Annotated in this window: 29 protein-coding genes and 1 tRNA gene; 13 read left to right on the forward strand and 17 right to left on the reverse strand. The window is 69.8% G+C overall.

Annotation, left to right across the window (positions count from 1 at the left end; translation table 11 throughout):
• Positions 1-27: 27 nt before the first annotated feature.
• Positions 28-2,451 (forward strand): lysylphosphatidylglycerol synthase transmembrane domain-containing protein, encoded by a 2,424-nt coding sequence (locus tag LH044_RS21175; protein WP_227757622.1) that lies wholly within the window; start codon positions 28-30, stop codon positions 2,449-2,451.
• Positions 2,452-2,514: 63 nt separating this feature from the next.
• Here LH044_RS21175 and LH044_RS21180 read toward each other — a convergent pair whose 3' ends face one another.
• Together LH044_RS21180 and LH044_RS21185 are read right to left on the reverse strand one after the other, a co-directional pair.
• Positions 2,515-3,678 carry an acyl-CoA dehydrogenase family protein gene (locus LH044_RS21180; protein ID WP_227757623.1) on the reverse strand — a complete coding sequence of 388 codons (1,164 nt, stop codon included), beginning with the start codon at positions 3,676-3,678 and terminating at the stop codon, positions 2,515-2,517.
• 46 nt (positions 3,679-3,724) lie between these two features.
• Positions 3,725-4,291 (reverse strand): hypothetical protein, encoded by a 567-nt coding sequence (locus LH044_RS21185; RefSeq protein ID WP_227757624.1) that lies wholly within the window; start codon positions 4,289-4,291, stop codon positions 3,725-3,727.
• A 71-nt stretch (positions 4,292-4,362) separates the two neighbouring features.
• Here LH044_RS21185 and LH044_RS21190 point away from each other — a divergent pair, with 71 nt between their 5' ends.
• Both LH044_RS21190 and LH044_RS21195 read left to right on the forward strand, forming a co-directional pair.
• Positions 4,363-5,160 carry an inositol monophosphatase family protein gene (locus LH044_RS21190; protein ID WP_227757625.1) on the forward strand — a complete coding sequence of 266 codons (798 nt, stop codon included), beginning with the start codon at positions 4,363-4,365 and terminating at the stop codon, positions 5,158-5,160.
• A 113-nt stretch (positions 5,161-5,273) separates the two neighbouring features.
• Positions 5,274-5,801, forward strand: coding sequence for an NUDIX hydrolase (locus LH044_RS21195; RefSeq protein ID WP_227757626.1), 528 nt, complete (start codon positions 5,274-5,276; stop codon positions 5,799-5,801).
• On the opposite strand, the gene LH044_RS21200 is transcribed toward LH044_RS21195, so the two are convergent.
• A complete protein-coding gene (locus tag LH044_RS21200) occupies positions 5,770-6,612 on the reverse strand; it encodes an SDR family NAD(P)-dependent oxidoreductase (RefSeq protein WP_227757627.1) in 843 nt (280 codons plus the stop codon). The genes LH044_RS21195 and LH044_RS21200 overlap by 32 nt on opposite strands.
• Positions 6,613-6,718: 106 nt before the next feature.
• Here LH044_RS21200 and LH044_RS21205 point away from each other — a divergent pair, with 106 nt between their 5' ends.
• Complete coding sequence (locus LH044_RS21205) at positions 6,719-7,141, forward strand: PPOX class F420-dependent oxidoreductase (protein WP_227757628.1); 423 nt, start codon at positions 6,719-6,721, stop codon at positions 7,139-7,141.
• Positions 7,142-7,254: 113 nt separating this feature from the next.
• On the opposite strand, the gene LH044_RS21210 is transcribed toward LH044_RS21205, so the two are convergent.
• Positions 7,255-7,737: an SRPBCC family protein gene (locus tag LH044_RS21210; protein WP_227757629.1), complete on the reverse strand. Its 483-nt coding sequence runs from the start codon at positions 7,735-7,737 to the stop codon at positions 7,255-7,257.
• On the reverse strand, positions 7,734-8,117 hold the full coding sequence (locus LH044_RS21215) for an ArsR/SmtB family transcription factor (protein ID WP_227757630.1): 384 nt from the start codon (positions 8,115-8,117) through the stop codon (positions 7,734-7,736). Before LH044_RS21215 ends, LH044_RS21210 begins: the two co-directional genes overlap by 4 nt.
• Positions 8,118-8,289: 172 nt before the next feature.
• Here LH044_RS21215 and LH044_RS21220 point away from each other — a divergent pair.
• The 4 genes from LH044_RS21220 (at position 8,290) to LH044_RS21235 (ending at position 11,816) form a co-directional block, all read left to right on the forward strand.
• Positions 8,290-8,363 (forward strand) — tRNA-Val (locus tag LH044_RS21220).
• Between the two features lie 139 nt (positions 8,364-8,502).
• A complete protein-coding gene (locus LH044_RS21225; RefSeq protein ID WP_227757631.1) occupies positions 8,503-9,420 on the forward strand; it encodes a sulfotransferase domain-containing protein in 918 nt (305 codons plus the stop codon).
• 276 nt (positions 9,421-9,696) lie between these two features.
• Positions 9,697-10,770, forward strand: a complete 1,074-nt coding sequence (locus LH044_RS21230) for a ScyD/ScyE family protein (protein ID WP_227757632.1) — start codon at positions 9,697-9,699, stop codon at positions 10,768-10,770.
• Positions 10,771-10,994: 224 nt separating this feature from the next.
• Complete coding sequence (locus tag LH044_RS21235; protein WP_445227743.1) at positions 10,995-11,816, forward strand: SCO6745 family protein; 822 nt, start codon at positions 10,995-10,997, stop codon at positions 11,814-11,816.
• Between the two features lie 455 nt (positions 11,817-12,271).
• Here the strand turns inward: LH044_RS21235 and LH044_RS21240 are convergent, their stop codons facing one another.
• Together LH044_RS21240 and LH044_RS21245 are read right to left on the reverse strand one after the other, a co-directional pair.
• Positions 12,272-12,676: an ester cyclase gene (locus tag LH044_RS21240; RefSeq protein ID WP_227757634.1), complete on the reverse strand. Its 405-nt coding sequence runs from the start codon at positions 12,674-12,676 to the stop codon at positions 12,272-12,274.
• A 301-nt stretch (positions 12,677-12,977) separates the two neighbouring features.
• A complete protein-coding gene (locus LH044_RS21245; RefSeq protein WP_227757635.1) occupies positions 12,978-13,619 on the reverse strand; it encodes a hypothetical protein in 642 nt (213 codons plus the stop codon).
• Positions 13,620-14,136: 517 nt separating this feature from the next.
• Here LH044_RS21245 and LH044_RS21250 point away from each other — a divergent pair.
• Both LH044_RS21250 and LH044_RS21255 read left to right on the forward strand, forming a co-directional pair.
• Positions 14,137-15,081 (forward strand): zinc-dependent alcohol dehydrogenase, encoded by a 945-nt coding sequence (locus LH044_RS21250; RefSeq protein WP_227757636.1) that lies wholly within the window; start codon positions 14,137-14,139, stop codon positions 15,079-15,081.
• A 195-nt stretch (positions 15,082-15,276) separates the two neighbouring features.
• Entirely contained in the window at positions 15,277-15,897 is a 621-nt protein-coding gene (locus LH044_RS21255) for a hypothetical protein (protein WP_227757637.1), read from the forward strand.
• A gap of 109 nt (positions 15,898-16,006) precedes the next feature.
• On the opposite strand, the gene LH044_RS21260 is transcribed toward LH044_RS21255, so the two are convergent.
• Positions 16,007-16,894 carry an alpha/beta fold hydrolase gene (locus LH044_RS21260; RefSeq protein WP_227757638.1) on the reverse strand — a complete coding sequence of 296 codons (888 nt, stop codon included), beginning with the start codon at positions 16,892-16,894 and terminating at the stop codon, positions 16,007-16,009.
• Between the two features lie 110 nt (positions 16,895-17,004).
• Here LH044_RS21260 and LH044_RS21265 point away from each other — a divergent pair, with 110 nt between their 5' ends.
• The gene (locus LH044_RS21265) at positions 17,005-17,844 is read left to right on the forward strand and encodes a helix-turn-helix transcriptional regulator (RefSeq protein WP_227757639.1); all 840 of its coding nucleotides are present in this window, start codon (positions 17,005-17,007) and stop codon (positions 17,842-17,844) included.
• Between the two features lie 135 nt (positions 17,845-17,979).
• Here the strand turns inward: LH044_RS21265 and LH044_RS21270 are convergent, their stop codons facing one another.
• The 5 genes from LH044_RS21270 to LH044_RS21290 all read right to left on the reverse strand — a co-directional run bounded on the left by LH044_RS21270 (position 17,980) and on the right by LH044_RS21290 (position 21,112).
• Positions 17,980-18,204 (reverse strand): hypothetical protein, encoded by a 225-nt coding sequence (locus LH044_RS21270; RefSeq protein WP_227757640.1) that lies wholly within the window; start codon positions 18,202-18,204, stop codon positions 17,980-17,982.
• A gap of 137 nt (positions 18,205-18,341) precedes the next feature.
• Positions 18,342-18,704, reverse strand: coding sequence for a hypothetical protein (locus LH044_RS21275; protein ID WP_227757641.1), 363 nt, complete (start codon positions 18,702-18,704; stop codon positions 18,342-18,344).
• A 239-nt stretch (positions 18,705-18,943) separates the two neighbouring features.
• Positions 18,944-19,612, reverse strand: coding sequence for a hypothetical protein (locus LH044_RS21280; RefSeq protein ID WP_227757642.1), 669 nt, complete (start codon positions 19,610-19,612; stop codon positions 18,944-18,946).
• Between the two features lie 664 nt (positions 19,613-20,276).
• Positions 20,277-20,684 carry a hypothetical protein gene (locus tag LH044_RS21285; protein WP_227757643.1) on the reverse strand — a complete coding sequence of 136 codons (408 nt, stop codon included), beginning with the start codon at positions 20,682-20,684 and terminating at the stop codon, positions 20,277-20,279.
• 161 nt (positions 20,685-20,845) lie between these two features.
• Positions 20,846-21,112, reverse strand: a complete 267-nt coding sequence (locus LH044_RS21290) for a hypothetical protein (RefSeq protein WP_227757644.1) — start codon at positions 21,110-21,112, stop codon at positions 20,846-20,848.
• A gap of 105 nt (positions 21,113-21,217) precedes the next feature.
• On the opposite strand from LH044_RS21290, the gene LH044_RS21295 reads away from it, so the two are divergent.
• Positions 21,218-22,294 (forward strand): hypothetical protein, encoded by a 1,077-nt coding sequence (locus LH044_RS21295; protein ID WP_227757645.1) that lies wholly within the window; start codon positions 21,218-21,220, stop codon positions 22,292-22,294.
• 6 nt (positions 22,295-22,300) lie between these two features.
• Here LH044_RS21295 and LH044_RS21300 read toward each other — a convergent pair whose 3' ends face one another.
• The 3 genes from LH044_RS21300 to LH044_RS21310 form a co-directional block, all read right to left on the reverse strand.
• Positions 22,301-22,717, reverse strand: a complete 417-nt coding sequence (locus tag LH044_RS21300) for a hypothetical protein (protein ID WP_227757646.1) — start codon at positions 22,715-22,717, stop codon at positions 22,301-22,303.
• A 132-nt stretch (positions 22,718-22,849) separates the two neighbouring features.
• A complete protein-coding gene (locus LH044_RS21305; protein ID WP_227757647.1) occupies positions 22,850-23,254 on the reverse strand; it encodes a hypothetical protein in 405 nt (134 codons plus the stop codon).
• 909 nt (positions 23,255-24,163) lie between these two features.
• Positions 24,164-24,769, reverse strand: coding sequence for an AAA family ATPase (locus tag LH044_RS21310; RefSeq protein WP_227757648.1), 606 nt, complete (start codon positions 24,767-24,769; stop codon positions 24,164-24,166).
• 105 nt (positions 24,770-24,874) lie between these two features.
• On the opposite strand from LH044_RS21310, the gene LH044_RS21315 reads away from it, so the two are divergent.
• Positions 24,875-25,333: a hypothetical protein gene (locus tag LH044_RS21315; protein WP_227757649.1), complete on the forward strand. Its 459-nt coding sequence runs from the start codon at positions 24,875-24,877 to the stop codon at positions 25,331-25,333.
• A gap of 56 nt (positions 25,334-25,389) precedes the next feature.
• Here the strand turns inward: LH044_RS21315 and LH044_RS21320 are convergent, their stop codons facing one another.
• Positions 25,390-26,028 carry a TolB-like translocation protein gene (locus LH044_RS21320; RefSeq protein ID WP_227757650.1) on the reverse strand — a complete coding sequence of 213 codons (639 nt, stop codon included), beginning with the start codon at positions 26,026-26,028 and terminating at the stop codon, positions 25,390-25,392.
• Between the last annotated feature and the right edge of the window lie 211 nt (positions 26,029-26,239).

Consider the following 26,239-nt stretch of genomic DNA (forward strand, 5'->3'; position numbering starts at 1 on the left):
CGGGTGACGCTCCCGTAGCCTGCCGATGTGCCTCTCGACGTGGTCGGCGACCTGGACGACCAGGTGGACGCGCAACTGACCCGCTGGCGGGTCCACACGTTCGGCCCGGCCGACGAGCACCCGTTCCGGCGGCGCACGAGCGACTGGATCCGGGTCATCGTCGCGACGGCGGTCGTGGCGGTCCTCGCCGCCCGGGCCGACCAGATCAGCGACGCACAGCGGTCGCTGTTCGAGTTCTTCAACCAGCTGCCCGACTCGCTCGACGACCTGTTCCGCCTGGCGTACGGGCTCGGGACGCTGTGGGGCCTCGGGCTCGTGCTCGTCGCGGCGCTGATCGGTCGCCGGTGGCGGCTCGCCCGAGACCTGGCGCTCGCCGGCATCCTCGCCGCGCTCCTGTCACGGCTCATCGGCGCGTTCGTGTCCGGTGACTCGACGACGGAGGCGCTGCAGGCCACGGTGCGGCTCGGGTCGTCGAGCCCGTCCTTCCCCGCCACCCGGCTGGCGGTGATCGTCGGCGTCGTCGCCGCCGCAGCGCCGTACGTCGCCCGACCCACCCGCCGGACCGGCCAGCTCTTCGCCACGATCATGGCGCTGTCGGCCATGTACCTGGGCGTGGCCCTTCCGAACGCCGTCGTCGCCGGCGCGGTCCTCGGGTGGGGGTGCGGCGCCATCGTTCACCTGGCGTTCGGCTCGCCGGGCGGCCGCCCGACCCTGCCGCAGATGCGCGAGACGCTCCGCGAGCTCGGCGTCGGCGCCGAGGGGCTCGGACTGGCCCAGCACCAACCCGACGACGCCACGTTGATGTACGCCGTCGACGGGCGGGGGATGCTGCACATCCGGGTGCTCGGTCGCGACGAGGCCGACGCCCAGGTGCTCGGCCGGGCCTGGCGTTCGATCGTCTACAAGTCGCCGCCGGGACGTCTCCACCTGACCAGGATCGAGGCGGTCGAGCACCAGGCGTACACGATGCTGCTCGCCGGCAGCGAGGGCGTGCGGGTCCCCGAGGTGGTCACGACCGGCACGGCGGGACCGGGTGCGGCGGTGCTGGTCGACCGACCGTTCGCCGGGACGCCGTTCTCCGAGCTGTCGCCCGACGACCTGACCGAGGCGTTGCTCGAGCGAGCATGGCGCTCCCTCACCCGGCTGCACGAGGCCGGGATCGCGCACCTCGACCTCACGCTCGACCACGTGATCCTGGCCGACGACGGCGAGGTCGGCTTCACGTCCTTCAGCGAGGCCGTCACCGGCGACCGCCACGACTACCGGCTCCACGACGTCGCCACCTTCCTCGTCGCGAGCGGCGAGGTCGTCGGCCCGGACCGGGCCGTCGCCGCGGCTGCCTTCGGCCTCGGCCACGACCGGCTGCAGGAGGTGCTGCCCGTCCTGCAGACGTCGGTGCTGCCGTCGTCGATGCGGCCCCACGGGCGGGCCGAGCGCAAGGCGCAGTCCGACGGGATCGCCGCGCTGCGGTCGTCCGCCGCGGCGGCGGTCGACGTCGAACCGCCGCACCTCACCGAGCTGCACCGGATCTCCGGCGCGACGCTGGCCATGGTCATCGGCACGTTCCTCGGCGTCGCCGCGCTGCTCAGCCAGGTGGGCGATCCGCAGGAGCTGTGGGACACGATGTCCCAGGCCGACTGGTCCTGGATCAGCCTCGCCATCACGGTCTCGCTGCTCACGAACTTCTCGACCGCGATCGCTCTCATGGGAAGCGTCCCGATCCGCATCCCGCTCCTGCGCACGACGGAGCTGCAGCTGTCGCTGTCGTTCGCCAACCTGGCGGTGCCGACCGTCGGCGGCCTGGCGTCGCAGGTGCGCTACCTGCAGAAGCAGGGCGTCGACCTCGCCGGAGCGGTGGCGGCCGGCGGCGTCGTGTCGGGCGTGGCGAACGTCGTCGTGACCAGCTCGGTCTGCTTGCTCGCCATCCTGCTGTCGCCGTCCAAGGTGTCGACCGAGTCGGTGTCCGCGAGCCAGCTCCTCACGCTGCTCCTGATCGCGGCGGCGGTGATCGGCGTCGTGTGCGCGATCGTCTTCGGCATCCCGGGCATCCGCAAGCGGGTGCTGGCGCCGGTGCAGAACGCGTGGGCGATCGTGTCCTCGGCGCTCCGCTCGCCCCGACAGATCAGCCAGCTGGTGCTGGGCTGGGCGTGCAACGCCCTCATGTACGCGTTCGTCCTCTACTGCTGCGTCGCCGCCTTCGGCCCACCGGTCAACTTCTGGACGATCGTGCTGATCAACACCGGCGTGTCCACGTTGGCCTTCGCCGTCCCGGTGCCGGGCGGTGCGACGGCGGTCAGCTCGGTGGGTGTGGCCGGTCTGCTGACCGCGGTGGGCGCCAGCCAGGAGGTCGCGGTGGCGGCGTCGCTCGCGTACCAGGTGACCGCCACGTTCATCCCTGCGGTGCCGGGTTGGTTCTGCTTCCGGAACCTGATGACGCTCGACTACCTCTGAGCCCCGACCGTCCCTCCCGAACGGGAGGGTCAGGGGTCGAGACGACGGGCACGCCCGGCCTCCTCAACCCTGCAGCAGCGCCTGCGCGTACCCGGTGAGGGTGTTGTTGTCGACGAAGAGGTGCTGCGTGCCGGCCGAGATGTCTCGGAAGCAGCGGCCGACGACGCTGGGCTGGCGGAGACCCGAGGAGCCGGCCCAGGTGTAGGCGAAGCGGCACGCGTCGGCGGCCACGCGGGTGGCGTACGTCGTGGCCTGGCGGGTGCGCTGCACCTGGAGGTTGGTGGGGTCGCCGCCGTCGGCCACGGCCGCCTCGAGCTCCTCGAACGCCTCGAACACGAACGAGCGGGCGGCCCGCATTGCGCCATCGTGCAGCGCCAGGTCGTGCTGGAACAGCTGCTGCGACGCGATCGGATCCGCGCCCAGCCGGGCCTTGTCCTGCGCGACCTTCACGATCTCGTCGATGGCCCGGCGACCGACACCCGTGGCGAACCCGGCGTGGCCGAGCGCGGTCAGGGCGAACAGGCCGATGCGGAACACGTCACCGCCGCGGAGCGGCACGCACGTGAGCAGACGGAAGGTCCGGTCCTCCGGGACGAGCACGCCGTCGACCGTGTAGTCGTAGCTGCCGGTGCCGGCGAGGCCGAGCACGTTCCAGTTGCCGGTGAACTCGACCTGGTCCCTCGGGATGAAGGCGACGCGCATGTCGGGCAGGCCCAGCTCGTCGAGGCCCGGCTCGCCGTCGACCATGAGCATGCCGCCCGCTGCGATCCAGTCGGCGTGCCCTGTCCCGCTGCCGAACGAGTAGCGGCCGCTGAACTCCAGCGCGCTGTCGCGGGGCACGGCCTCGCCGACGGGGCCGAACATCCCACCGTGGATCGGCAGACGCCGGGGGTGTTCGGGCGACGGGCGGTCGGCGCCGTCGAGGAACATCGGGAGGGCGGTCTCGTCGGGGAGGTACACCGAGGCGAAGGCCGACGACGTGGCGTTCGCCATCAACGACCAGCCGGTCGACCCATCGGCGTAGGCCAGTTCGTCGAACACCGAGATGGCGGTGCGGACGTCGACCTCGAGGCCGCCCAGCTCCTTCGGCACCAGCACCCAGAACAGGCCGGCCTCGGCCAGGGCGTCGACCACGTCGTCGGGCATCGTGCCGAGCTCCTCGGAGCGGTCGGCTGCCGCCTCGATCAGCGGCGTCAGTCGGCGCGTGGCGTCGAGCAGGTCGTTCACGGTGGTCCCCCCGGGTCCGGTGTGGTGAAGGTGTGCGGCGGCCCGGTCAGGGCTCGCCGTCGAGCCAGGACGGCGCGCCGTCGAGCAGGAAGCGGCTGACCTCGAGGCACCGCTCGAGCGCGTCGCACAGCATCTCCTCGCCCATGTACACCTGGCTGAGGCTGACCGGCACCCGGGCGACGACCGTCAAGGTGCGCTCGGACGGGTCGGTCACGCTCTGGAAGGAGTCGACCGCCGAGACCTCGAGCGGCAGGTCGGGACCGCCGATCCCGGCCAGCTCGGTGGCGAGCAGCAGCAGGTCGGGGCAGTGGGGGAGCGGCGGCAGCGACCAGGTGAAGGTCATCGGAAGGTGGTGCACGTCCTCGGGTTCCTCGCCCTCGGGGAGCTCCAGGACCTGGTCCTCGAACGCCAGCACCGAGCGGGGGTCGACCTCGACCGCGAGGTGGAACTCGACGGGCCCGCCGCACGCCTCCTCGGGGTGCAGGTCGACCTCCCACGCCTGGCGCATGGAGTAGGTCTCGACGAAGTGGCGCTCGTCGTGGATGTGGAACCCGTGGTCGGCTGCGTGGTTCTTGAGGTCCGCCACGAAACCGGCGACGTCGATGACTGCCATCACCACCAGATTGCCAGCCGATCGGGGCCGGGAGAAACCACGTTGCGGGGGGGACCGGTACCCTCGGCGGGGTGATCTCAGGGGCCCAGACGGAGCGTTCCACGGTGTGGTTGCAGGACCTGCTCGAGCGGACCGCCGATGCCGTGGCCGCCGCGCTGGTGGCAGATCGCACCGATGTCGAGACGTCGGACGCGTCGTGGCGCGACCGGGGCGAACGGCCCGGCCAGTACCGGATCGACCTCGTGGCCGACGCCGCCGCGCTCGACGTGCTGCGGGCCGACGGCGTCGGCGTCCTGAGCGAGGAGTCGGGGCTCGAGGACCGGGGCAACGGCCTGATCGTGGCGGTGGACCCGGTGGACGGCTCGACCAACGCCAGCCGGGGCCTGCCCTGGTACGCGACCAGCCTGTGCGCCGTCGACGAGGAGGGGCCGCTCGTCGCCCTGGTCGTGAACCTGGCCACCGGCACCCGCTACCGGGCGGTGCGCGGCGGTGGTGCCACCCGGGACGGCCGGGCGGCGCGGGTCTCGGGGGTCGACCGGAGCGAGAAGGCACTCGTCGTGCTCAACGGCTACCCGGGCCGGCACCTCGGGTGGCGCCAGTACCGGGCGCTCGGGGCGACGGCGCTCGACCTCTGCTCGGTGGCCGACGGCTCGGTCGACGGCACCGTCGACTGCGCGCACGACGCCCTCGGGCCGTGGGACTTCCTCGGTGGCTCGCTGCTCATCACCGAGGCCGGGGGTCGGGTCGGTGACCTGCACGGCCGGCCCCTCGACGAGATCGGCCACGGCGTGCGCCGCACGCCGGTGTCGGCCGCGACGCCCGCCCTGTTCGACGAGCTGCTCGAAGGCCGCCGCTCCCTCGACGGCTGAGATCACGCTGCCCGAGCGCACCGGCCCCGGGTCGTGTCGACCCCGAAGCGGGTGTGAGGTGACCCCGAGGACGCGAGGGGGGGAACCGACCCCGGGCGCCGTATCGTGGCTCCGTGGTCGATGCGGTCCAGAGGGTGCTGCTGCGCGTGTTCCGGTTGCTGCCGCGCCGCGTCCGGCGCTGGCTCGTCCGGGCCGGCACGCCGAAGTACACGGTCGGCGCCATCTGCATCGTGCAGCGCCGGGACGGCGCGATCCTCCTCGTCCGGCACTCCTACGTCTCTCGGTGGGGCACGCCGGGCGGCCTGGCCAAGCGCCGTGAGCCGATCGACGTCGCCGCCGCTCGCGAGACGATGGAGGAGGTCAACCTGCCCGTCGAGCTGATCGGCGAGCCGTCGGTCGTGGTGGAGCCGCTGCCGCGTCGGGTCGACGTCGTGTTCCTCGCCCGTCCGGCCATCGACGCGCCGCTCGACGACGTGCGGCCCAGCTCACCCGAGATCGTCGCGACCGGCTGGTTCCAGCCGCACGAGCTGCCCGAGCTCCAGCCCGAGACGGCGACGGCGCTCGTGGCGTTGTCCCGCGACGGTCGGATCGACCTGTCGGGCTCGGGCCTCAGGCCATCGTCTGGCCGCCCGACACGTTGACGGCCTCGCCGGTGACGTAGGACGCGTCGTCCGACATCAGGAAGGCGATCACCGACGCCACCTCGTCGGCCCGCTGGAGGCGACCGACCGGGATCTCGCGGTCGACCCACCCGCTGAAGCCGCCGGGCTGCGCGGACTCCATGAGGTCGACGAACAGGTTGTCGGGGTTCAGAAGGTCGGTGTCGACGGTCCCGGGGCACACGGCGTTGACGAGGATGCCGGAGGTCGCCCACTCCTTCGCCATCACTTGGGTCAGTCCGATGACGCCGGCCTTCGCCGCCGAGTAGGCGCCGATCATCGGCCAGCCGACCTTGCCCGCCTGCGACGAGGTGTTGACGATCCGTCCGCCGGACCCGTGCTCGATCATCACCTCGGCGCACGCCCGGGACACGAGCCACGTGCCGACGAGGTTCACCTGCAGGACGCGCTCGAACTCGGGCTTGGTCACGGCGATCAGCGGGGCGGCGCCCATGCCGGCGCCCGAGCCGCCGGCGACGTTGGCGACGAGCTCGGCGGGCCCGAGCTCCGCGGAGACCTGCTCGACGGCGGCGCGGACCTGGTCCTCGTCGCTGACGTCGGCCCGGACGGCGATCGCCTCGGTGCCGCCGGCCCGCAGCTCTTCGACGATCTGGTCGAGGTCGTCGGACGAGGCGACGGCGTAGTCGGGGAAGTCCTCGTACGGCCGGGCGATGTCGAGGCACGCCACCTTGGCGCCCTCGGCCGCGAGGCGTTGTGCGGTGGCCCGCCCGATGGAGCGAGGCCGAGCGGCCCCCGTGACGACGGCGACCTTGTCGGCGATCCCTGAGAGCATGTCGGGATCGTAGGAGCCCGCTCGTCGGCGCGGGGTCGCCGATGCCGTCGTGCCCGCTGCGCGTCGAGCCGTGGCACGTCGAGCCGGCAGGGGAGAGGATGGTGCGATGACGACGCTGCCGGAACCGGCCCGGGCCCTCATCGAGCAGGGCCACCTCGCCCACCTGGTCACCCTGAACCCGGACGGCTCACCCCAGGTGGCCATCGTCTGGGTGGGCGTCGACGGCGACGACCTGGTCACCGGACATCTCAGCCCGACCCAGCAGAAGCTGAAGAACATCCGGCGGGACCCGCGGGTCGTGGTCTCGCTCGAGGCGGGCACGCGCGACGACCACGGGCTCGACGAGTACCTCGTGGTCCACGGCACCGCTCGCCTCGTCGAGGGCGGGGCGCCGGAGCTGCTGCAGCGGCTCGCCGAGGTCTACCTCGGCCCCGGTGTGAAGTTCCCTCCGATGGACGAGCCGCCGCCGGGCATCGTCTGCCGCATCTCGGTGGATCGCATCGGCGGGGTCGGTCCCTGGGTCGGCTGACCTCGCGGCCCCGACGGTGGGCGAGGGACCCACCCGTCGTTCTTGCGTGAGCCGCCGTCGCACGGCGACGACGACCCACGCAGGAACGCACGAGGAGGGACCTGGCTGGCCGGTCAGCCCTTGGCGAGCAGCTCGTCGAGGCGCTCGTAGCCCTGCACGACGCCGGTCTCCATGCCGGAGGCGACGAACGCGTCGCGGGCCTCGAAGCTGTCGACCAGCGAGACCGCGGTGAGCCGGGTGCGGCCGTCGCCGAGGTCCTCGAGGGTCAGGCGCTCCAGCGCCACCTGGTCGGGCACGCCCTCGAAGGTGAAGGTCTGGACGATCTCGGTGGCCGGGCGCACGACGTGGAACGAGCCGAAGAACCCGTACTCCTCGTCGCCCCGGCGGTGGATGTAGCGGTACGAGCCGCCGGTCGTGCAGTCGAAGTGGTCGATGTCCATCTCCAGGTCGCGCGGCCCGAGCCACTGCACGATGAGGTCGGGATCGGTGTGCGCCCGGAAGACCTTCTCGGGCGGCGCATCGAACTCGCGGACGATGCGGACGGCCGGGATCTCGGTCAGGACGGTGATCTCGGTGTCGTGGGTGGTGGTGGTCATGGTGTTCCTCCTTGGTTCGTTCGTGTGCGCCGGCCGGTGGGCGGCATCGGGTCGACGTCGTCGGGCATGTCGGCCAGCACGTCGTCGAGTCGCCGGTACCGCTCCTCGGCCTGTCGTCGGTATCGCTCGATCCACTTGGTCATGAGATCGAACACCTCCGCTTCGAGGTGGACGGGCCGACGGGTCGCGTCGCCCGGGCGGCTGACGAGCCCTGCGTCCTCGAGCACCCGGAGGTGCTTGGACACCGCCTGCACGCTGATGTCGTACGGGGCGGCGAGCTCGTGGACCGTCGCATCGCCGTCGGACAGGCGGGCCACGAGGTCCCTCCGCGTCGGGTCCGCCAGTGCGGAGAACACCCGGGAGAGGGGATCAGCTGGCACGTCGTTCCTCCGGTGATCGTCAACTCATTGGTTGATGATCACCGTACGCCCATGACGCGCGAACGTCAACCACCTGGTTGATGAACCTCTGCAGCGGTGCGGGACCGCCGTGCGCCACCGAAGCGAACGGCCTCGGCTCCGCCCCACACCCACCGATACGCTCGTCCGCTCCGGGCGTGTAGCTCAGCTGGTCAGAGCACCTGCCTTACAAGCAGGGAGTCGGGGGTTCGAGGCCCTCCACGCCCACTCCGGAGGTCGGCGATCCCTCGAACCCGACGATCACGCTCGTCGCCGACCGCCGGCGGCATGGTCGTCGCAGTGTGCGACAGGTGAGCGTCGAGATTCGGGCGTCACGGGATCGACGCCGCTGCGACAATGACGGTTCGTGCGCCGCTACCGGGCAACGGTCTACGACAGCGACCGCTGGGAGGGCTTCGTGCTCCGCCCCGGCGACATCATCATCAGCACGCCGCCGAAGTGCGGGACCACGTGGATGCAGATGATCTGCGCGTTGCTGATCCTGCAGGAACCCGACCTCTCGTTGCCGCTGGACACGCTCTCACCGTGGATCGACATGGTGTCGCGCTCCCGCACGGAGGTGTTCGCAGACCTCGAGGCCCAGACGCATCGCCGATTCATCAAGACCCACACACCGCTCGACGGCATACCCATCGATCCGACGGTCACGTACATCTGCGTCGGGCGTGACCCCCGCGATGTCGCCCTGTCGATGGACCGCCACATCGACAACATGGACTTCGATGCGTTCGTCATCGCCCGTGAGCAGGCGGCGGCGATCGACGGCATCGAGCTCGGACCGTTGCCGCCACGGCAGCTGCGCCCTGATGACGAGCGGGCCCGCTTCTGGCGGTGGGTCGACGACGAGACGCCGTCGACCGAGATCGGATCGTCGCTGCGCCGCACCGCTGAGCACCTGCAGACGTTCTGGGACGCCGGCGGTGATCTCGACGTCGTGTTCGTGCACTACGACGAGCTGCAGGCCGATCTCGAGGGGCAGATGCGCCGGCTGGCCGCACGCCTCGGCCTCGACGTCGACGAGCACCGGTGGCCCCACCTGGTCCAGTCGGCGACGTTCGAGTCGATGCGCAGCAGGGCTGACACGATCGTCCCCGCCGGTGGTCCGGACCACTGGATCGACCCGACCGCGTTCTTCAGTCGCGGCACGAGCGGCCAGTGGCGCCACCTCCTCGACGACGCCGACCTGGCCCGGTACGACACACGCGTGCGGCTGCTGGCAAGCGACGACCTCGTCCAGTGGATGCACCGCGAGCCGACCGGCTGACACCCTCTCGCCCGTCGGCCTGCCATGCCGGGGAGCCGCATGGCGGCCGGCTCCCATCTCGACATCTGCGTCGACGACGGGTTCGCCTGCCCACCGGCGCCGCGCGACCGAACACCGCTGGCTTCGCCGGGGAAGGTCTCTCCGGTCGCCGCTCGGCGATCCGCCTGCCGGGGTGAGGGATGCATCACCGTCGACCTCCCGGGCGCCCCGTACTAGACCGACCTCGGAAGCATCGGCCCGTCGGAACCCGACGGCCGCTCGATGGAGGAGGTGCCCATGCGCACCAGAAGGTTGTTGATCGGTCTCGTCGCGCTCGCCGTCGTGGCGGTTGCGTCGCCAGGGGTCGCCGGTGCGACCGGGTCACCGCACCCACCGCCAGGTCCGGTGACGGTGGCATCGAACCTCCACAACCCGCGCCAGATCGCGGTCGGTCCGTTCGGCACGCTTGCTGTCGCCGAGGCCGGTACCGGGCAGGTCGGGGCTTCCGACACCTCCATCCCGTGCGGTGAGGGTCCCGAGGGCCCCGCCTGCGTCGGTGACACCGGATCGGTGACCGCCATCTTCGGCGCCTGGACCCACCGACCGGTCGCCACCCGGGTCGTCAAGGGGCTCCTGTCGGTGGCAGCACCCGACGGCAGCGCGGCGACCGGCGTCGATGCCGTCACGTTCGGGCCGTGGGGTTCGCTGTCGGGGATCATGACGGCCGTGCCGGCCGACTTGCCGCCGAAGCTGGCACGTCAGAACGGCCAGGTGCTCCGGTTCACGCCGTGGGGGCCGCAGCCCGTCGCCGACATCGCGTCGTTCTCGCTGTCGCACCTGCTCCCGGGCAACCTGCCCGAGACGGACCCGTACGGCATCCTGGCCACCCGACACGGCACCTATGTCGCCGACGCTGCGGCCAACACGCTGCTGCGGGTGTCGAACCACGGGAACATCTCGATCGTCAAGGCCTTCGAGGTCCGTGCGAACGACGGCTACGACGGCGTCCCCACGTCGATCGCTGAGCATGACGGCAACCTCTACGTCGGCCAGCTTTCGAGCCTCGAGCCGGGTCTCGCCAAGGTGACCGTCCTGCGCCCCGACGGCAAGGTGCTCAAGGTCTACGACGGGCTGTCGTCGGTCACGGGCGTCGCGGTCGCGAAGAACGGCGACGTCTACGCGACGGAGCTGTTCACCGGCGAGCCGTTCAACTCGCCGGGCGCCCTCGTGAAGATCTCGGCGCGCACCGGGGCCCGCACCGTGACGGAGCTGCCCGCACCGGGCGGCGTCGCGGTCGGCGGCGGGTCCGCCTACGTCTCGATCAACAGCGTGTCGCCGACGGACGGCGCGGTGATCCGACTGCCGGCCTGACGCACCTCGGCGATCGATTCGCGAGCAGCGGCGCGCACGGGCGCGAGGCGGACGAGCCCCGGCTCGTCCGCCTCCCCGCGCGGCTCGTCGTTGTGAGCGCTGGCTGACTGCGGTCGTGCGGGTTCGCCGATGCCGCTCGCACCGTGACCGATAGGTTCGGCGGAGTCGGGCCGTCGGAGAGTCGAGTGCGACGTCACGCTCGGTGCGGAGCGGGAGGAGGACCGATGAGCTCGTTGGGTCGGCGGATGTTCGAATTGGTCGAGCCGATCGGTGCGATCCCGTACTCGGCCGAAGACCCGAACGAGGCGATGTTCGACCTCGGGTTCACGGACTTCTGGGACACCTACTTCGCCGGGCGGGCGGCCCCGCTGGGCTCGGTCCCGGCCGAGGTGGTCGACGCGCTCTTCTACAACTTCGCCCCGGGCGAGGTCGCTCGGCACATCCCGAAGGTGTGGGAGACGACGACGCCCGAGGCCGCGATCGCGGCCCGGCGCTCGGGCTGCGCCGCTGCGCTGCGACGGATCCTGGGTTCGCTCGCTGAGGGGCCGACCTTCGAACGGACCACCGACCTGCTGCTCGCGGCGGCGACGAGCGCTCCCCACGAAGGCCGACCCATGTACGCCGCCCTGCGGACGCTCTCGATCCCCGACGATGTGGTCGAACGGTGCTTCCACGCCGCGTCGTTGCTGCGGGAGCACCGGGGCGACGGGCACATCGCTGCTCTGGTGGTCGAGGGCATCGGCGGCCTCGAGGCTCACGCGCTGTTCGCTCTCGACAACGACACGCCTCCCGAGCGCTTCGGCCGCATCCACCACCTCCCGGGAGCGCAGATCGCAACGGTGGTCGACGGCCTCCGAGAGCGAGGCCTCATCGGTGACGACGGCTGGCTCAGCGACGGGGGACGTGCGGCCCGCCGCCGTGTGGAGTCCCGCACGGATGCCCTCGCCGAGACGCCGTACGAGCACCTCACGCCGGCGGAACGGGACGAGCTCATCGCCGGCCTCGAGCCCCTGGCCCCGCTCCTCATCGCCGACCAGGACTGGTGAGCCGGCGCGGCCGTCGAGGACGAGATGCATCGCAGTCGTCCGGATGCGGGGCGTCCAGCCGAGGACGTTGCGCAGACCTCTCTGAAGCGCCGATACCAGGAGCTGCTCGGACCCCAAGTCGTCGAGCGGCAGTTGGCGACTCCTGATAACAATCGTCCCCAGTCGGGGCTGGACCTGATTGGTCTCCTCTCGGGCTCGTCCCCGATCACCGGTTCGGGGGACGCCACCATCGCTCCCCAGCTGTGGTGGCGTTCTCGATCCGGCCCGGCGCGTCGAGAGCGACGCTCTGCGCCCCCGTCACCTTCGGGTGGCGGGGGCCACCGGGGAGGACCGGACCGAAGTTCTGATCCGTCGTCGTGGAGATCAGACCGGGCCGGTGGGGCGATGAACCGGCACCAACCGACCGCTCCAGCTCACGTGGACGCTCGACGTCTTCTCGGAGTTGTACAGCGGCGCTAGCCGTCCACTTGGTCGCGCAACGCGGCGACGTCGGCAATCTCCCACGCCTCTGCGATTTTGCCGTGTCGGAGGTGCGTGATGACGGCTTGATCCATCCGGAACCGTCGGCCGGTGCCCTCGACTCCTCCGAAGGGTCCAGCCATCGTGCCAGTGACGACGACCCGAGCCATCTCGACATCTCCGTCGACGACCACTTCCTGTATCTCGTGGGCGAGGTCGGGCATGGCCGTGACGGCGTTGCGCCACACGGCCTTTTCCTCCTCGATGCTCGTCGTGGAGAGCCCGGCGGGTGCATGGATCACTGCGTCGGAGTGCAGGAGGTCGTCGAAGGCGTCGAGGTCGCTGGCGTCGCCCGCGGCGAGCCATCGGTAGACCACCGTGTCGTGCATCAGAACGGTCACGTTCCGAGTGTCGCATGGGTCCTGGCCCACCGCCCCGGGCGCCGGTCTCCGCAAGTGACACCGTGACCGACCTAGGCGGGCCACTACATGCTCGGGCCGACACAGATGGTCCAGCGTGGGTTCCGTCGGTCCATCGCTTGGCGAACTCGAGGAGGACATCGGCATGGCAGTGCTGGTCGAGAGAGCACGAGCACGCGATGTCATCCCAGAACTCCGGCGAAGTACTGCTCGGAGCAGACGAGCGTTCCGGCGAAGAGTGCCGGTCCAGCTTCCCTGCGCTCGCGGTACCTGTTCGCGTCGGTCAGGCCGGCGGCGCAACCGCGCTGAACATGATCGACAGGCCGGCGGAGCTGCCGTATGCGTCGGCCACCGCAAGGCGGCCGGCATAGGTCCACGGGCTCGACCCGGCCGGGACGACACAGTCGGTGAACCGCCACTCCAGCACCGTCGGCTCGACGAGCTCCGGCGTCACCGGCGTGCAGCTCCAGGTCCCTGATGCACCAGGTGCGGCCGGAAGGACGATCGTGGCCGCCGGCGATCCCGGCACGGGAGTGGTGTGGTGCTCGTCGGAGGCCCGCACGGTCAGTGCGAACGGCTGGCCGATCACGACAGGGTTCGGTGACACGACAGCCGAGACGAGCTCGGGAGCGTCGTGGTCGTCGAAGCCACCTGTCACCTCGAAGGACGTGTCAGCCCCACCCGCGTAGTTCGCGACGTACTCGGTGCCGGCAGTGGCGCTGACGAGCCACGTGCCGTTCGGAACGACGTCAGGCAGCGTGCACTCGTAGGTCTGGGCAGCGTCCAGGGCGTGCTCGAACGGAGCGGCCGGTTCGCAGACCACGCCCGGGTAGCCCCCGGGCCCGCTCGACCCGGGCCGGAACGGCGGGAGGACCTCGATGCGCGTCCATGCGACCGGGCTGTCGTCTCTGCTGGTGGCCGTCACGGAGATCGTGAACGACCCACCGGCTGCAACGGTGCCCGGAGCGACCGCCACCGTCACCGTCGGCGGCACCCAGTAGGCCGGCGGCGGCGGCTGGCACGCCGTCACCGTGATCACAGCGGCGGCGACAGCCGCCACTCCCGCCAGTCGTCGTCGCACAGCAGCCCCCCGTGACGCGGCGACATGCCGCCCAGGCGACCGTACCGACCGGCGGGGCGCGCGGAGCAGGGCGGTTTCTCACTGATCCAGCCGGGCCGGCCAACGACCGGCCAGCGGCCCGCAGTTGCAGAGGAGCACAGGCCTGCCGTGACCCCTCTGAGCAACAGGGCATGCCGCCGGAGCCGCGGTTCATCCGTCAGTGCGGATGGTCGAACGAAGCTGGTCGCACCCACCCGGCGGTGGGTTTCGCCACGACGCGCGATCATGCTGCCGCTCGCTCCGACTCGGAGCACCTGGCGCTCACCACCACCGCCGAGGACGCCGGGCCACGAGTCCGCCGGGCAACGACAGGAGGACACCGATGCGAGCCGTGCGGAACACCGAACGAGGCATCGAGGTGCTCGACGTGGCGTCGCCGGAGTCGCCCGACGGTCTGGTCCGGGTCCGGGTGCGGTCGGCGGGCATCTGCGGATCAGATCTGCACCTCATCGAGTGGGGCCCGCTCCCGGTCACCCTCGGTCACGAGTTCGCCGGCGTGCTCGACGACGGCACCGAGGTCGCGGTCCAGCCGCAGACGCCGTGCGACGTCTGCGACTGCTGCCTTCGTGGCGATCCGCACCTGTGCCGCGAGATCCTGAGCCGGACACACGGCGTCTCCATCGACGGCGGCCTCGCCGACGAGGTGTGGGTCGATCCACGGGCCGTCATCGCGCTTCCCGGCGGGGTGCGTCTCGGCGACGCCGGGCTGGTCGAGCCGCTCGCCGTCGCCGTCCACGGCATCGACATCGCGGAGGTGTCGCCGGGCATGCGGGTGCTCGTCATCGGTGCGGGCAGCATCGGCCTGTGCGCCGTGGCGGCCGGAGCCGTGACGGGCGCCGACGTCGACCTGGCAGCTCGCTACCCGCACCAGATCGAAGCGGGCGAGAAGGTCGGTGCCGGCACGGCACTCGGCACGGATTACGACGTGGTCATCGAAGCCGCCGGATCGCAGTCAGCGATCGACCAAGCCGTGAACCTCGCTCGGCCGGGCGGAACGATCGTCGCGATGGCGACCTACTGGTCGCCGATCGAGATCGGGCTCGGCTTCACCACCAAGGAGCTCCAGCTGCGAGCCACGAGCGGCTACGGCGTGCACCGCCACAGCGGTGTCCGCGACTTCGTGGCTGCCGCCGACCTCCTGGCTCGCGTCCCGGAAGTGGTCGACGCGCTCGTGACACACCGGTTCGGCCTGGACGACGCGAAGGAGGCGTTCCGCGTCGCAGGGGACCGCAGCAGCGGCGCCATCAAGGTCCAGCTGATCCCCTGACCACCGCTCGGCACCGCCGCAACGGCTCGAGCCGGTGCGCGGGCGCTGGGTTCGGGGTGCCTCCGATCCGGTTCGTGCGAATCGCTCCTGGCCTCGACTGCACCGCTGGCCGTTGACCGACCGCGTGCACGGGAGGACGCTGACAGGTGAACGATCGCGACACGCCGGCCGCGGTCGAGGCGACAGGAGCGAACCATGTTCATCCAGGTCATCGAAGGACACACCAGCGATCCGGTGGCGCTGCAGCAGCGGAGCGACGTCTGGCACCAAGAGGTGGAGCCCGGAGCGATCGGCTACCTCGGGTCCACCGGCGGCGTCACCTCCGCCGGCGACGCCATCTTCGTCGTGCGCTTCGAGAGCAAGGAGGCAGCACAGCAGAACAGCGACCGGCCGGAGCAGTCGGCGTGGTGGGCCGAGACCGAGAAGTGCTTCGATGGTCCGGTCACCTTCCACGACACGTCGGACGTCCAGGTGATGGACCACGGCAACATCGACCGGGCCGAGTTCGTCCAGGTGATGGAAGGCCACGTCACGGACTCCGGCCGAGCCCACGAGATGACCGACCGGGCCGATGAGGTCCTGCGCACCGCCCGCCCCGATCTGATCGGCACCGTGACCGCCTACCACGATGGCGATGCGTTCACCGAGGTCGCCTACTTCACCTCGCAGGACGACGCGCGACGGGCGGAGCAGCAGATGCCGTCGGACATGCCCGAGGAGTTCGCCGAGTTCCAAGAGGTCATGAGGGTCGAGCGGTACCTCGACCTCGAGCACCCATGGTTGGCCTCGGCGGGACGCGGCGAGACGCGGTCGTGACAAGTCGCGGAGCTGGCCGTCAGGTCGCCGCCAGGATCGGCGACGACTGACCGGCCGCTTCGCAACGGAGGTCCCGAACACGCCACGCCCCCCGTCGACCGAGTCCGCTTCAGACGTGGTTCGTGAGCACGGGCAGCAGGGCTGCCGCCACCTCCGCCGGCCGCTCCTCGTGAGCGAACAGCCCGGCGTCGGGGACGATCGTCAGCGCAGCATCGGGGAAGCTCCCCACCATCTCGCGTGCCCACTCGAGGGGGAAGAACCTGTCCTCTGCGCCCCAGACGAGTTGCACGGGCACGTCGATGCGCCGGTGCACGTCCGGAAGGGCATGCACCAGTCCCGGTTGGAAGCTGTGGAGCACCTCGATCGCCGCCGCTCGACGGACCCGGTCCGTGGCAAGCGGGCGGAGGAAGAACTCGTCGAACTCTCCGTCGAGCAGGGAGCGGTCGACGAAGGCGTCGCCGAGCACGAAGGGGCTCCGCCGGAGCACGGGGCGGCCGGCGAGCCACCCGAGCGCAGCGCCGGTGCCGGGAAGGTGCCGGCTCGCGAGGAACAGCCGGAACCGCCAGCTCAGGCCGTGCGGCTGCTCGGTGTCGATCAGGCCCAGCGCGGCGAGTCGGCGGTCACCGGCCATGGCGTGGCGGGCGATCAGGCCCCCGCTGTCGTGGCCGACCACGGCCAGGCGATCGACGTCGAGCGCGTCGACCACGCGGCGGACCGCGCGGATGTGCCCTTCGAGCGACAACCCGGCCGCGCCCTCGACCCGGCTCTCGCCGGCGCCGACCAGGTCGATCACGTGACAGGTGACGTGGTCGACGAGGTGCGGCAGCAGGGTCCGGAACGTCGCACCGCTCACCGGCCAGCCGTGGACGAACAGCACGGGAGGTCCGGCGCCGACGGTCCGGCAGGCGATCTGTCCGCTCCCGACGTCGATGTAGCGGTCCGGCGGCGAGCGGAAGAGCTCGGTGGTCCCAGGATCGGTGGTGGAGGAAGTAGGCATCGTGGCTCCGGATCGGGTGGGCGCTTCTGGAGCGTGACGCTCGGTCGCCGTCGTCGCAACGAACCGTGCAGGTAGGTGCTCGGAGCCGTCAGCCGTCCTACGTTCGGTCGATGGCACGAGGCGAACACCGCGCCGGGCTGGTCCCCGCGCTCCTGAAGCAGTGGCGGGCGCAACGTGGCCTCAGTCAGCTGGATCTCGCGCTCGCAGCCGACGTGTCGGCCCGCCACGTGAGCTTCATCGAGACGGGCCGGTCCCTTCCCAGCGCCGACATGGTGCTCCGGCTGGCGTCGACGTTGGGCGTGCCGCTGCGCCAGGTGAACACCATGCTCGTCGCGGCGGGTCACAGCCCCGTCTATGACGATGCCGCTGCGGAGATGCCGGAGACGATCCGTCAGGCGATCGACCTGCTCATGGCGCACCACGAGCCGTTCCCCGTCGTGGTCATCGACCGCAGCTACGACGTGGTCGACCTCAACCGCTCCGCGATCGCGGTCCTCGGCGCGGTGCTCGGTCTCGCACCGACCGACGTCCCTGCGGACGCCGACGGCATCGGATCACTCGGGCTCAACCTGATGCGACTCACGTTCGACCCCCACGGGGCGCAGCCGTGGCTCGTGAACTTCGATGAGGTCGGCAGCCAGCTGCTGTGGCGTCTCCAACGCGAGTCGTTGGCCCAGCCTGACGATGGCGAGCTCCGTGCGCTGATCGACGACATCCTCGAGATGCCGACCGTCGCGCCCGACTGGCGTGACGTCGACCTGTCCACGCCGGCCGAGCCGGCACTGGTGCTGCACCTACAACGCGGCGACATCGACCTGAGGTTCCTCACGACGGTCACCTCGTTCCAAGCGCCCCAGAACGTCGACGTCGAGCAACTGCAGATTGAGCACTGGTTCCCAACCGACGAGCTCACCGCCGAGACCTGCACGGCCCTCGCTCGATCGCGTTGACCGAACCTCGACCCGGCCGCTGACATGTGGCGGGCCGTCACGTCGGTCGCGGAGGTGAGTGCTGCGCCGCTGCGGCGGCAGAGGAACATCCGCACGGGGTGTTCACGCAGCCGCCGTGTCGGAGGAGAGCCGGCACTACCCGTCGGTCTTACCGTCGGCCGGTGACCAGTAGACGGTTGCCGACCACCACGGTCCGTCAGCGGTGATCTCGGAGGAGATCGTCAGGTCCATGATCTCGTCGGGAGTCAGCCCCTGCTCGTCGATCGCGTCGGCCAGGCGTCGCAGAAGCTGCGGAAGGTCGGTGGGTCGATCATCGAGCGCGTTCGCAAGCGAGAAGTGCCGGGCGGTCCACTTGTCCATGACCGCACAGTGCCACGCAACGAACGGGCCAAGACTCCTCGGCGCGCCCGACGGGCTTCCGGCACTACTGGCCTGCAACCCGGACGGCGGGCAACCTTCTGATCAAGGTGGCGCGGTCGACCAGCCTCGTGCGTTGCTCACCGCCGGCCGAGTAGCTGAGGCGTAGCCTGCTGGCCGACCCAGGCGATGTGCTCGATTGTCACCGGGCCAGGTTCTGCCTCGATCCGATCCCCCGCGTTCAGAGCCATGGCCGCCACCATCTGTGGCCTCGGCTGCGGCGAACCCGTCGTCCCGACCCCGCCGCCGGCATTGGGTCCGGCCTGCTCCACGATCCAAGCAATCAGGGCAACGACACCGATCGCGATCAGGATCCACATGGACCCGTCGATGGACTCCACGAAGTCGCTGAAGCTGTTCGACTTCGTGCATTCGACAGACCGGCCATCGAAGCCCACGCTGCACTTCGCTGATTCCGAACAGCTTGCGGCCAGCAACGCCATCGCCAGACCCAGTGTCGCTGTACCCCATCGTCGCCATTCCCTCATGTCAGCGATGGTCCGCTGAGCGCGTGCCGACTCGCTATAGGGACGAATCCCCTGTCGGGACAAGCGAGGATCCTCCGGGGGCCGGGTCCATACACGGCACTCGACCCAGGGCATTCGCATGACCAGCGACCGGTGAGGCCACCGCCCGTCGTGGCGGGCAGCCGGCAGCACGTGCTGGAGCTAGGAGGGGGTTGCTAGACGGAGGCAGTTCGTTGGAGCTTGGTCACTCGGGCCCGCGCGTCCGTTGGCGGGTCCGTCACGTTCAGGAACAGGCTCTTGTCTGTGGTCGTCTGTCCGGGCTCCACGTTCTGAATCAGTGCCGTCGCATCGCCATACTTCACCGCGCCGTCAGGAGACTCAAGAGCTACTTCGATGAGGTAGTCGGACCGCTTCTCACTGTTGTTCTTCACGGTGGTGTTGACATAAACCGCGCCGATCATGTCTGGCGGAACCCACTCCACCCCGACGAGGTCCGCCGTCGCGTCCTTGGAGCCGATGCCCTGATCGATCGCGTTCGGCGGCGTCGACTCGCCCGCAGAGTCGCTTCGGGTGTCGGAGTTGGCAGCGATTGCCACGAGCCCGACGCAGCCGCCGAGGCCGAGAACGATGGCGACGACCAATCCGATCAGACAGCCAGTCCCGAAGCCACTCTTCTTGTGTTGCACCACCACTTGTACCGGCTGGTTCGGCGGCCGCCACGCAGTCTGCTGCGCGAAGCCAGGCGGACCCTGGCTCTGGCTGGGAGGGTTCCATGCGACGTCCGGAGTGATCGGCGCTCTGGCCTGGAGGTCTGGCCGCGGTGGCGGATACCACTGTCCGTCCGACGCCAGCCACCAGCCGTCGCCCTTCGACGTATCAGACATCGGTCCTCCCTCAGCCAAACCCGTTCGAAAACGGTATCCGCGGACGTTTGTGCACGACCTGATCATCACCGCCGCGCACGGCCACCACGGAACCACCCGACGTACTGCCGGCACTTCATGCCAGCTCCGAGCGACCTCGGCTTCTAACACGGCCCGGCCAGCTCGATGCCGGCGACTGTCACCCATCGCTGGACGGGATTGATGGCCGCGAGCGATCGCGTCGTCTCTTGAACCGCTGCGCAAGCGTGAAGCCGAGGCCGACAGCGCACCCGGCAGCTAGGACGAAAAGAAGGATGGCCCCCACCACGACCGACCATTGAAGGGGCGCGTCTGGGCCGTAGGGTTCGCCCGGTTGCGTATCGCGAGTAGGAGGGTTCGCGGCAAGAGCCCAGATCCCCGCACCCACACAGCCTCCGACTCCAAGGAGCCAGAGAATCTCCGGCGCCTTGAAGAGCAGCCACAACTGCAGGCGACCCGCTCCGTGACTTCCCATTGGCCGAGATCTACCACCTCGTACAGCGTCTGCCCGACTTGGACCTACAGAACAGCTGCCGGGCCTGCGATTGCCCGAGTTCCGATGGTGGCTATCCGGCATTACGCGTCGTTCGAGATCAGCCCTGGGTCCGGCCTACCGTCGCTGACCGGCACGTGAGGCAGCGCCGCCTCAGCGGACCGGCATCAGAACGTCGATCCGGTCCCGGCGCAGGTACAACTCGAGGATCGGGCGATCGGGATCACAGTCCGGCGCCTCCCCGAGGAACGCAGCAGCGGAACCGATCTGTTCGTAGATCCCTGGAGGTTCCCCGTGAAGCCGGACGCGACGGTACGTACCTCCAGGGACGACAAGGCTCGGTAGTCGCTGCTCCGCTGCGGTGATGTCGGCGGCCTCTTCAACGCACGCCCGGTAGCGGTCCTCAGCGATCACTGCGAGAAACCGACGTCCGCGCATGGTGCCGACGGCGTCCTCGAGTGAGGACCACCCGACCGCGATGGCCCGCACGTCGTCAGTCACCTCCACGTACCGGACGTGCACCGGGTCGCGCTCGACCATGCGCGCCTCGAAGGGACTCATGGGAGGGAACGTACTGGCGACGGCTGTCGCCGTCCGCCGCGAGGTCTGGACATCGACGAGTTCAAGCGACGACGTCTCAGGACCGCGCACTCGCTGACGGCTCGGGCAGTCGGAGCAGTTCCGGCACTACTCGACCGGCGAGCGACGATCGCCCTCGCCGCTCAGGCCGGTGCCGGCCAGCCGAAGCACTTCAGCGCGCGGCGCCAGGCTCCCGGTCTCCACAACGCGACGCGAACCACGCCCGCCTCCGGGATCGTGGCGGTCAACCCATCGCGAGCGAGTACGAGATCGGGCGCGCCGGCGGGCAGGTGCACCGTCCCCAGTGGATGATCGACCACGATCTCCGCTGCCGACACCGTCACCGTCACATTGGGCGACCTCGACAGGCGGAACTCACCGACTCCTCGGAGGCTGACGTCGTCGGACACGAGCTCAGTCTCACACGACGGGCAACCGGCATTACCTGCCGCTCCTCTGGCAACTCCACATCGCGCTGTCGATCTGCGGCTGGGTCTGTCAGCCAGACTGGTTGAGTGGCTCGGTTCGTGTTGGTCGCGGCACTGGTCGCCATGTGCGCCGGGGCCGGTTGCACCCACGACGGCGATCGTCCTCTGCCACCACCAGCGACGCTGACCGAACTCCCCATCGGCGAGGGTGCTGTGCCTGCGGGAGCGGCGCTACCGGACTGGTTCACCGTCCCGGAGGGGGCGGTGCTGGTGGGAGGGCCCTTCACCGTGTTCCCTCCCGAGCCGGACGGGATGGCCACCCGGCCTGACCTTCCGGAAGACCGGAGCTGGGAGGCGATCCTGGCCGTGACGGGCAACCCGCTCGACGTCATGAAGGAACTGCAGCAGCAGGCGTCCGCACTCGGCCTCGTGTTCCAGCCCGCCGGCTTTTCCAACGACCCGGTTTCAACCGCAACCTTCTGCCGCGACGAGCGTGACGGCGACCACGGCACGTACGTGTGCCGGGCTCTGGCCGCACCGTGGGATGCGCGAACGATCTCGTTCTCCAACCCGATCCCGCCGGACCAGTTGCGTGCCATGACCATCGTCATCACCCAGCAGTCAGGCGACCGTGACCGCCCATCAGAATCGACAGCGACATTGACCTACCGCGACGACGGCGTGGCGGCCTGGGGAGTCGTCGACGCCTTCGGCGACCCGGCGGCCGCGCTCGGAGCCGGCCCGGGACCTCCACCGCAACCCTGGGTGCCGCTACCGAAGATCGGTTCACCCTTCGGGACCGGCGGAGACTTCTTGCTCGAACGCGGGTCTGATCTGACCATCCCGACCCTGCCGGCTTGCGAGGGTCTCGGACTCGATGCCGTGCTCGCCGTTGACACTCAGACGTCTGACCCTCAGGTCGTGTTGGACCGCTATGTAGATCAGGCCTTGGCGATCACCCCAAGCGGGGAAGCCGGCCGAACAACGGCACGCCGCTCGATCGGCGACGTGACGTGGGTGAGCGTGTCAGAGCACGGTGCTGGGGACGACGGATACGTCTTCGCGATGACCCAGACAGCCGACGGGCGCTCCTCGTTGCGGATCACAGGCTGCGGCTCTCCACCGGATGAGCCCGGGCCAACCACCACAGCCTCAGCCGGCTAACCGGCACTACTGGTATTCGGCGATGTCGATGCCTTCCTTGCGGAGCCCCTCCACGATCGAATCGACGATCTCATCCGTTGGAGCCAACGGGTCGGCTCGCATGGCCGGGTTCTCTGAAGGCCTCACCGAACTATCGATGAGGAACATGTCGGGCGCTCCCAGCACGATGCGGGGCGAATCGAGCACTTCCAGGTGATCCCGCAGGGCCGACCGATCCAATGCTGACGAGCAGCGCGGAAAGTGGTTGGAGTAGTAGACGCGGTACAGCCCGAGGAGGGGGATCCGCTCGACGAACACGACAACCTCGTGCTCTGCGTCCAGCGATCGTCTGAACAAGCCCCAGCGGCCTGTGAACCCGGCTGCGCGGAGGACGCCGGTCAACGTGGACCGGACTTCTTCGTGTTTGGCCGTCCTGGCGCTCATGCTGGCCGAACGGTACGCGGAGCCGGTTCGCTGGGTCGACTGCCGTCCAGGGCAACGAAGACGAGGACGTAGATGGGCCACTGCGCACCGGGTGCGCTGCCCGGACTTCATTCCCGACGAGGCCCGTCCTCGTCAGCTCCACGGTTGCTGCGGTGACAACAGGTAGGCGCCGACCGCGAAGCCCACCTGCACACAGGTGAACGCTGCGACAACCAGCCGGCGCTCGCTGGCCGAGAACCGGTCGCGCGGCGCCCCGACGGTGATGACCAGGCCACACACGTAGAGAGCGAGGCCGCCGACCAGAGCCCACCAAGCGATCGTGTAGTCGCCGCCGCTCTTGACGTTCTCGAACTGGTCTTCCAGGGCGTTGGTGTGCGACGAGATCGCCAGCGGCCCGATGAACACCGCGAGACCGTTGAAGACCGCAGCAATCGCGACGTACAGCGGGACGGAGTCAGAGGCGTCCCTGGGAACGAGTGTCGCGTTCTTTGACTCCTCCTGGGCGCCGCCGGCGGCCCTGGTCTCGGCCCTCTCCACGGCACGAGTACATCACGATCGATCGCCTGCCGAGGTGAAGTGCCGGCATTACCTGCCAGTCGAGTGGACCGGGTTGTTTCATGTCTGATCGACCCGCTCCTCGGACGTAGGCGCGGAGCCCGCACACGAACCTCCATCACCGCCCTACGTCCTCGACGCACGGGCCGACCGAGCTCGCTCGAGCACCCGGGTGACGACTGGCTGGTCGAACTCGGTGACCCACAACTCGGCGCCATCGACAGTCACACGCCCGGGCCGGTCGGCTGGGCTGTCCAGCGCACCGATCGGCGCAGTGATGGCAGCGACGCCGTCGGCGTACACACGGACCTCCGTGGAACTCGCTGCGATCTCGACCGCACCTCTCGGCAGCCGATGGTCGCGAGGCCACCGCACCAATGCGATGAGCATCACCGGGAAGACCAACACTCCAGGCCCACTCAGTGGCCCCGTTGGCGGGCCCGGCGTGTGCCACGCCGCAAAGACGTCGGTGCACTCCGGCCATCCGTTCTCTTCTCGGGCCTCCAACACGCGACGCTGTTCTCTAGGGGTGTCTGAACCGCCAGCCGCTGCATACAGCCGGTTCGCTGCATCGAGATCCCGGTCAGACAGCACGTACACCGACTCGCCGATCTCGAGCCACCCGTTCGTGAGCGCCCGCGGTTCCACCGCCCCCTGCAACGGCACCTCGGTCTGCACATGCCATGTCCGCCCGCGGCGGCTCAACACCCACAAGCGATCACCGGCCCACGTGATGACCTGCCGGCGCCGCAACGGCGGACCAACCGGTAGCCACCCCTCCGGTGTCCGTCCGGTCAGCCTCGTGATTGATTCGACGGACGGCAGTCGCCGCAGCTGCACGAACGAATGCTACGGCCGCGCTCGGCGAACTTGGCGAAAGTCGATCCGGCACTAATCCGCCGTGATGCGGCTGAGCCTGAATCGTCCGACGACGCGGTCTTGGATGATGGCGTCCGTTGTTTGATCGGCATCGAGGCCCGTCGTGTCGACAACGTGGTGTTCGAGCTGGCCGAGCAGCTGGAACTGCTCCCACATCTGGCGGATCGGCTCAGGATTCGAGAGAGGTGGATGGCCGCTCACTCGGGGCTCGGTCGAGCGGGTTCTGGCACGGTGGAGACAGGTGGAGAGGTCGGGGCGCAGCACGACGTAGTCGATGGGGTTCGGCCCAATGACGGCGCTCAGAGTGTCGAGCATCCACGGGCCGATGATCCCTTCGAGGGCGGTGGCGTATCCGCCGGCACGTAGCGCGGCGGCGGCCGATGCCGCGGCGGCGAGCACTGCACGGTTCTGGGTGTCAGCTTCGGGCAGCCATGGCTCGATGGGCCCTCGAACGATGGTGGTCCAGAACCAGTCGGACTCAACGCAGACCGATGCGCCAGGCTCACGGCGAGCGAGGTCCCGGGCCACAGTGGTCTTGCCCGCGCCGGGGGGACCCGTGACGATGAGCAACGACGACGCGCTTCCGCTGTCGAGGAGGTCTGAATCGGACGTGTGCATGGCGAGATCATGCCGAGCAACGGCCGATAATGGGCCACTTCCTGCCGACCAACCAGAACAGGCACTACTCGCCGGTGGCGCCCGTGGCGTCGGTACGCTCCGCTCGTGGAGCAGGACGAGTGGACCGAGTACGCCGCTGGTCTGTTGGCGGAGCCGCTCGTGGCGAGTGGATGGTTCCGACCTGCCCATGTTGGTGCTCCTCTGGCTGCGTGGGAGCCGTCGCTGCCTTCGTTCGTGGCAAGTGCCTCGGAGTGGGAGATGCGTCGGATCGACGATCGCTCACGTCTCGAGAAGGAGTTCGTGACTGATCTTCCGCGCCTGATGTTCGTTGCCGTCACCGCGCACCGACTGGGGCTGTTCGATCTGGTCGGCCGCCGCCACGTGCACGCTCGTCGGGCCGTCGCCACCGCTGAGCGTGACGGCGTGCTCGTCGCCGAGGACGCTGCGCATCCTGATTGGCTGTGTCTGAGGCTGGACGACGGCCGGGCGATCGCGCTCGAGCCGGCCGGCCCCGACGAAGACGTCGAATCGATCCGGCGAGTGCTGACGTCAGAGTTTCTGTAAGCGGCGTGGGTCTCGAAGGCGTCCTCGCCGCCCGAAGCACTGCCGGAGGTAGGAGTTCATCTCGGCACGTTCCGGGCGGTCCCGTTGGCGGGATCGACGTCGAAGGTGACCGTCCATGGCGCGCCGCGGTTGTTGAGGTTGAGCACCGAGAGCGAGCGACCGTCCGGTGACCACGTCAGCTCGTGCGGGTACGGCAAGGGGTCCGTGGTGCTCGCGCGCACAGATGTTGCCCCGTCGACCGAGACCAGTGAGAGGGTGCTGTCGCCGACCACCGCGAGCCACCGCGAGTCCGGACTGAACGCGACCGGTCCGAGGTCCGTGAGTCCGGTGTCGGCCCGACGGACCTCGTCGGGCCGCTCCGTCGACGCGAGGTAGAGCTCCGATCGCGGTGAGCGTTGCTCGGCGGATCCCGGGAATCCGGTCCCCGTTCCGAGCGGGTACCCCGTTGCCGAGATGGCGAGAACGGAACCGTCGGGAGCGACGGCGAGCTCGGCGCCGTAGGCGTCGAAGTCGGCGAGCTCCGGCAGATGGTTCAGGTGGACCCACGGTCGAGACGTTCCCGATGCGCGGTCGATGCGGATCACCCATGCGCCCGACACGCCGTAGTCGACGGAGCCCGCGACCGTGATCGTCGATGGTGGCGACGTCGACGTCGTGATCCACGTCGACGAGGTCGTCGTCGAAACGGTCGTCACAGGGATCTCGCCGCCCGGCGCGTCGGTTCGGGCACACCCCGAGGCAGACCCGACCAGGATCGCGGCGCAGCACCACGCCGCTCGCAGGGCCGCCCCACGGCGGCCCGAGCGCCTCTCCATCATCCAAGGCTAACCACGGCCCGACGTCGCCACCCCTGGGATCACAGCTGACCCGAATCCCGGGCCACCCCCGTGGGCGGTCGGTGTCCAG

This window comes from Dermatobacter hominis (genome assembly GCF_020715685.1).
Taxonomy (GTDB): domain Bacteria; phylum Actinomycetota; class Acidimicrobiia; order Acidimicrobiales; family Microtrichaceae; genus Dermatobacter; species Dermatobacter hominis.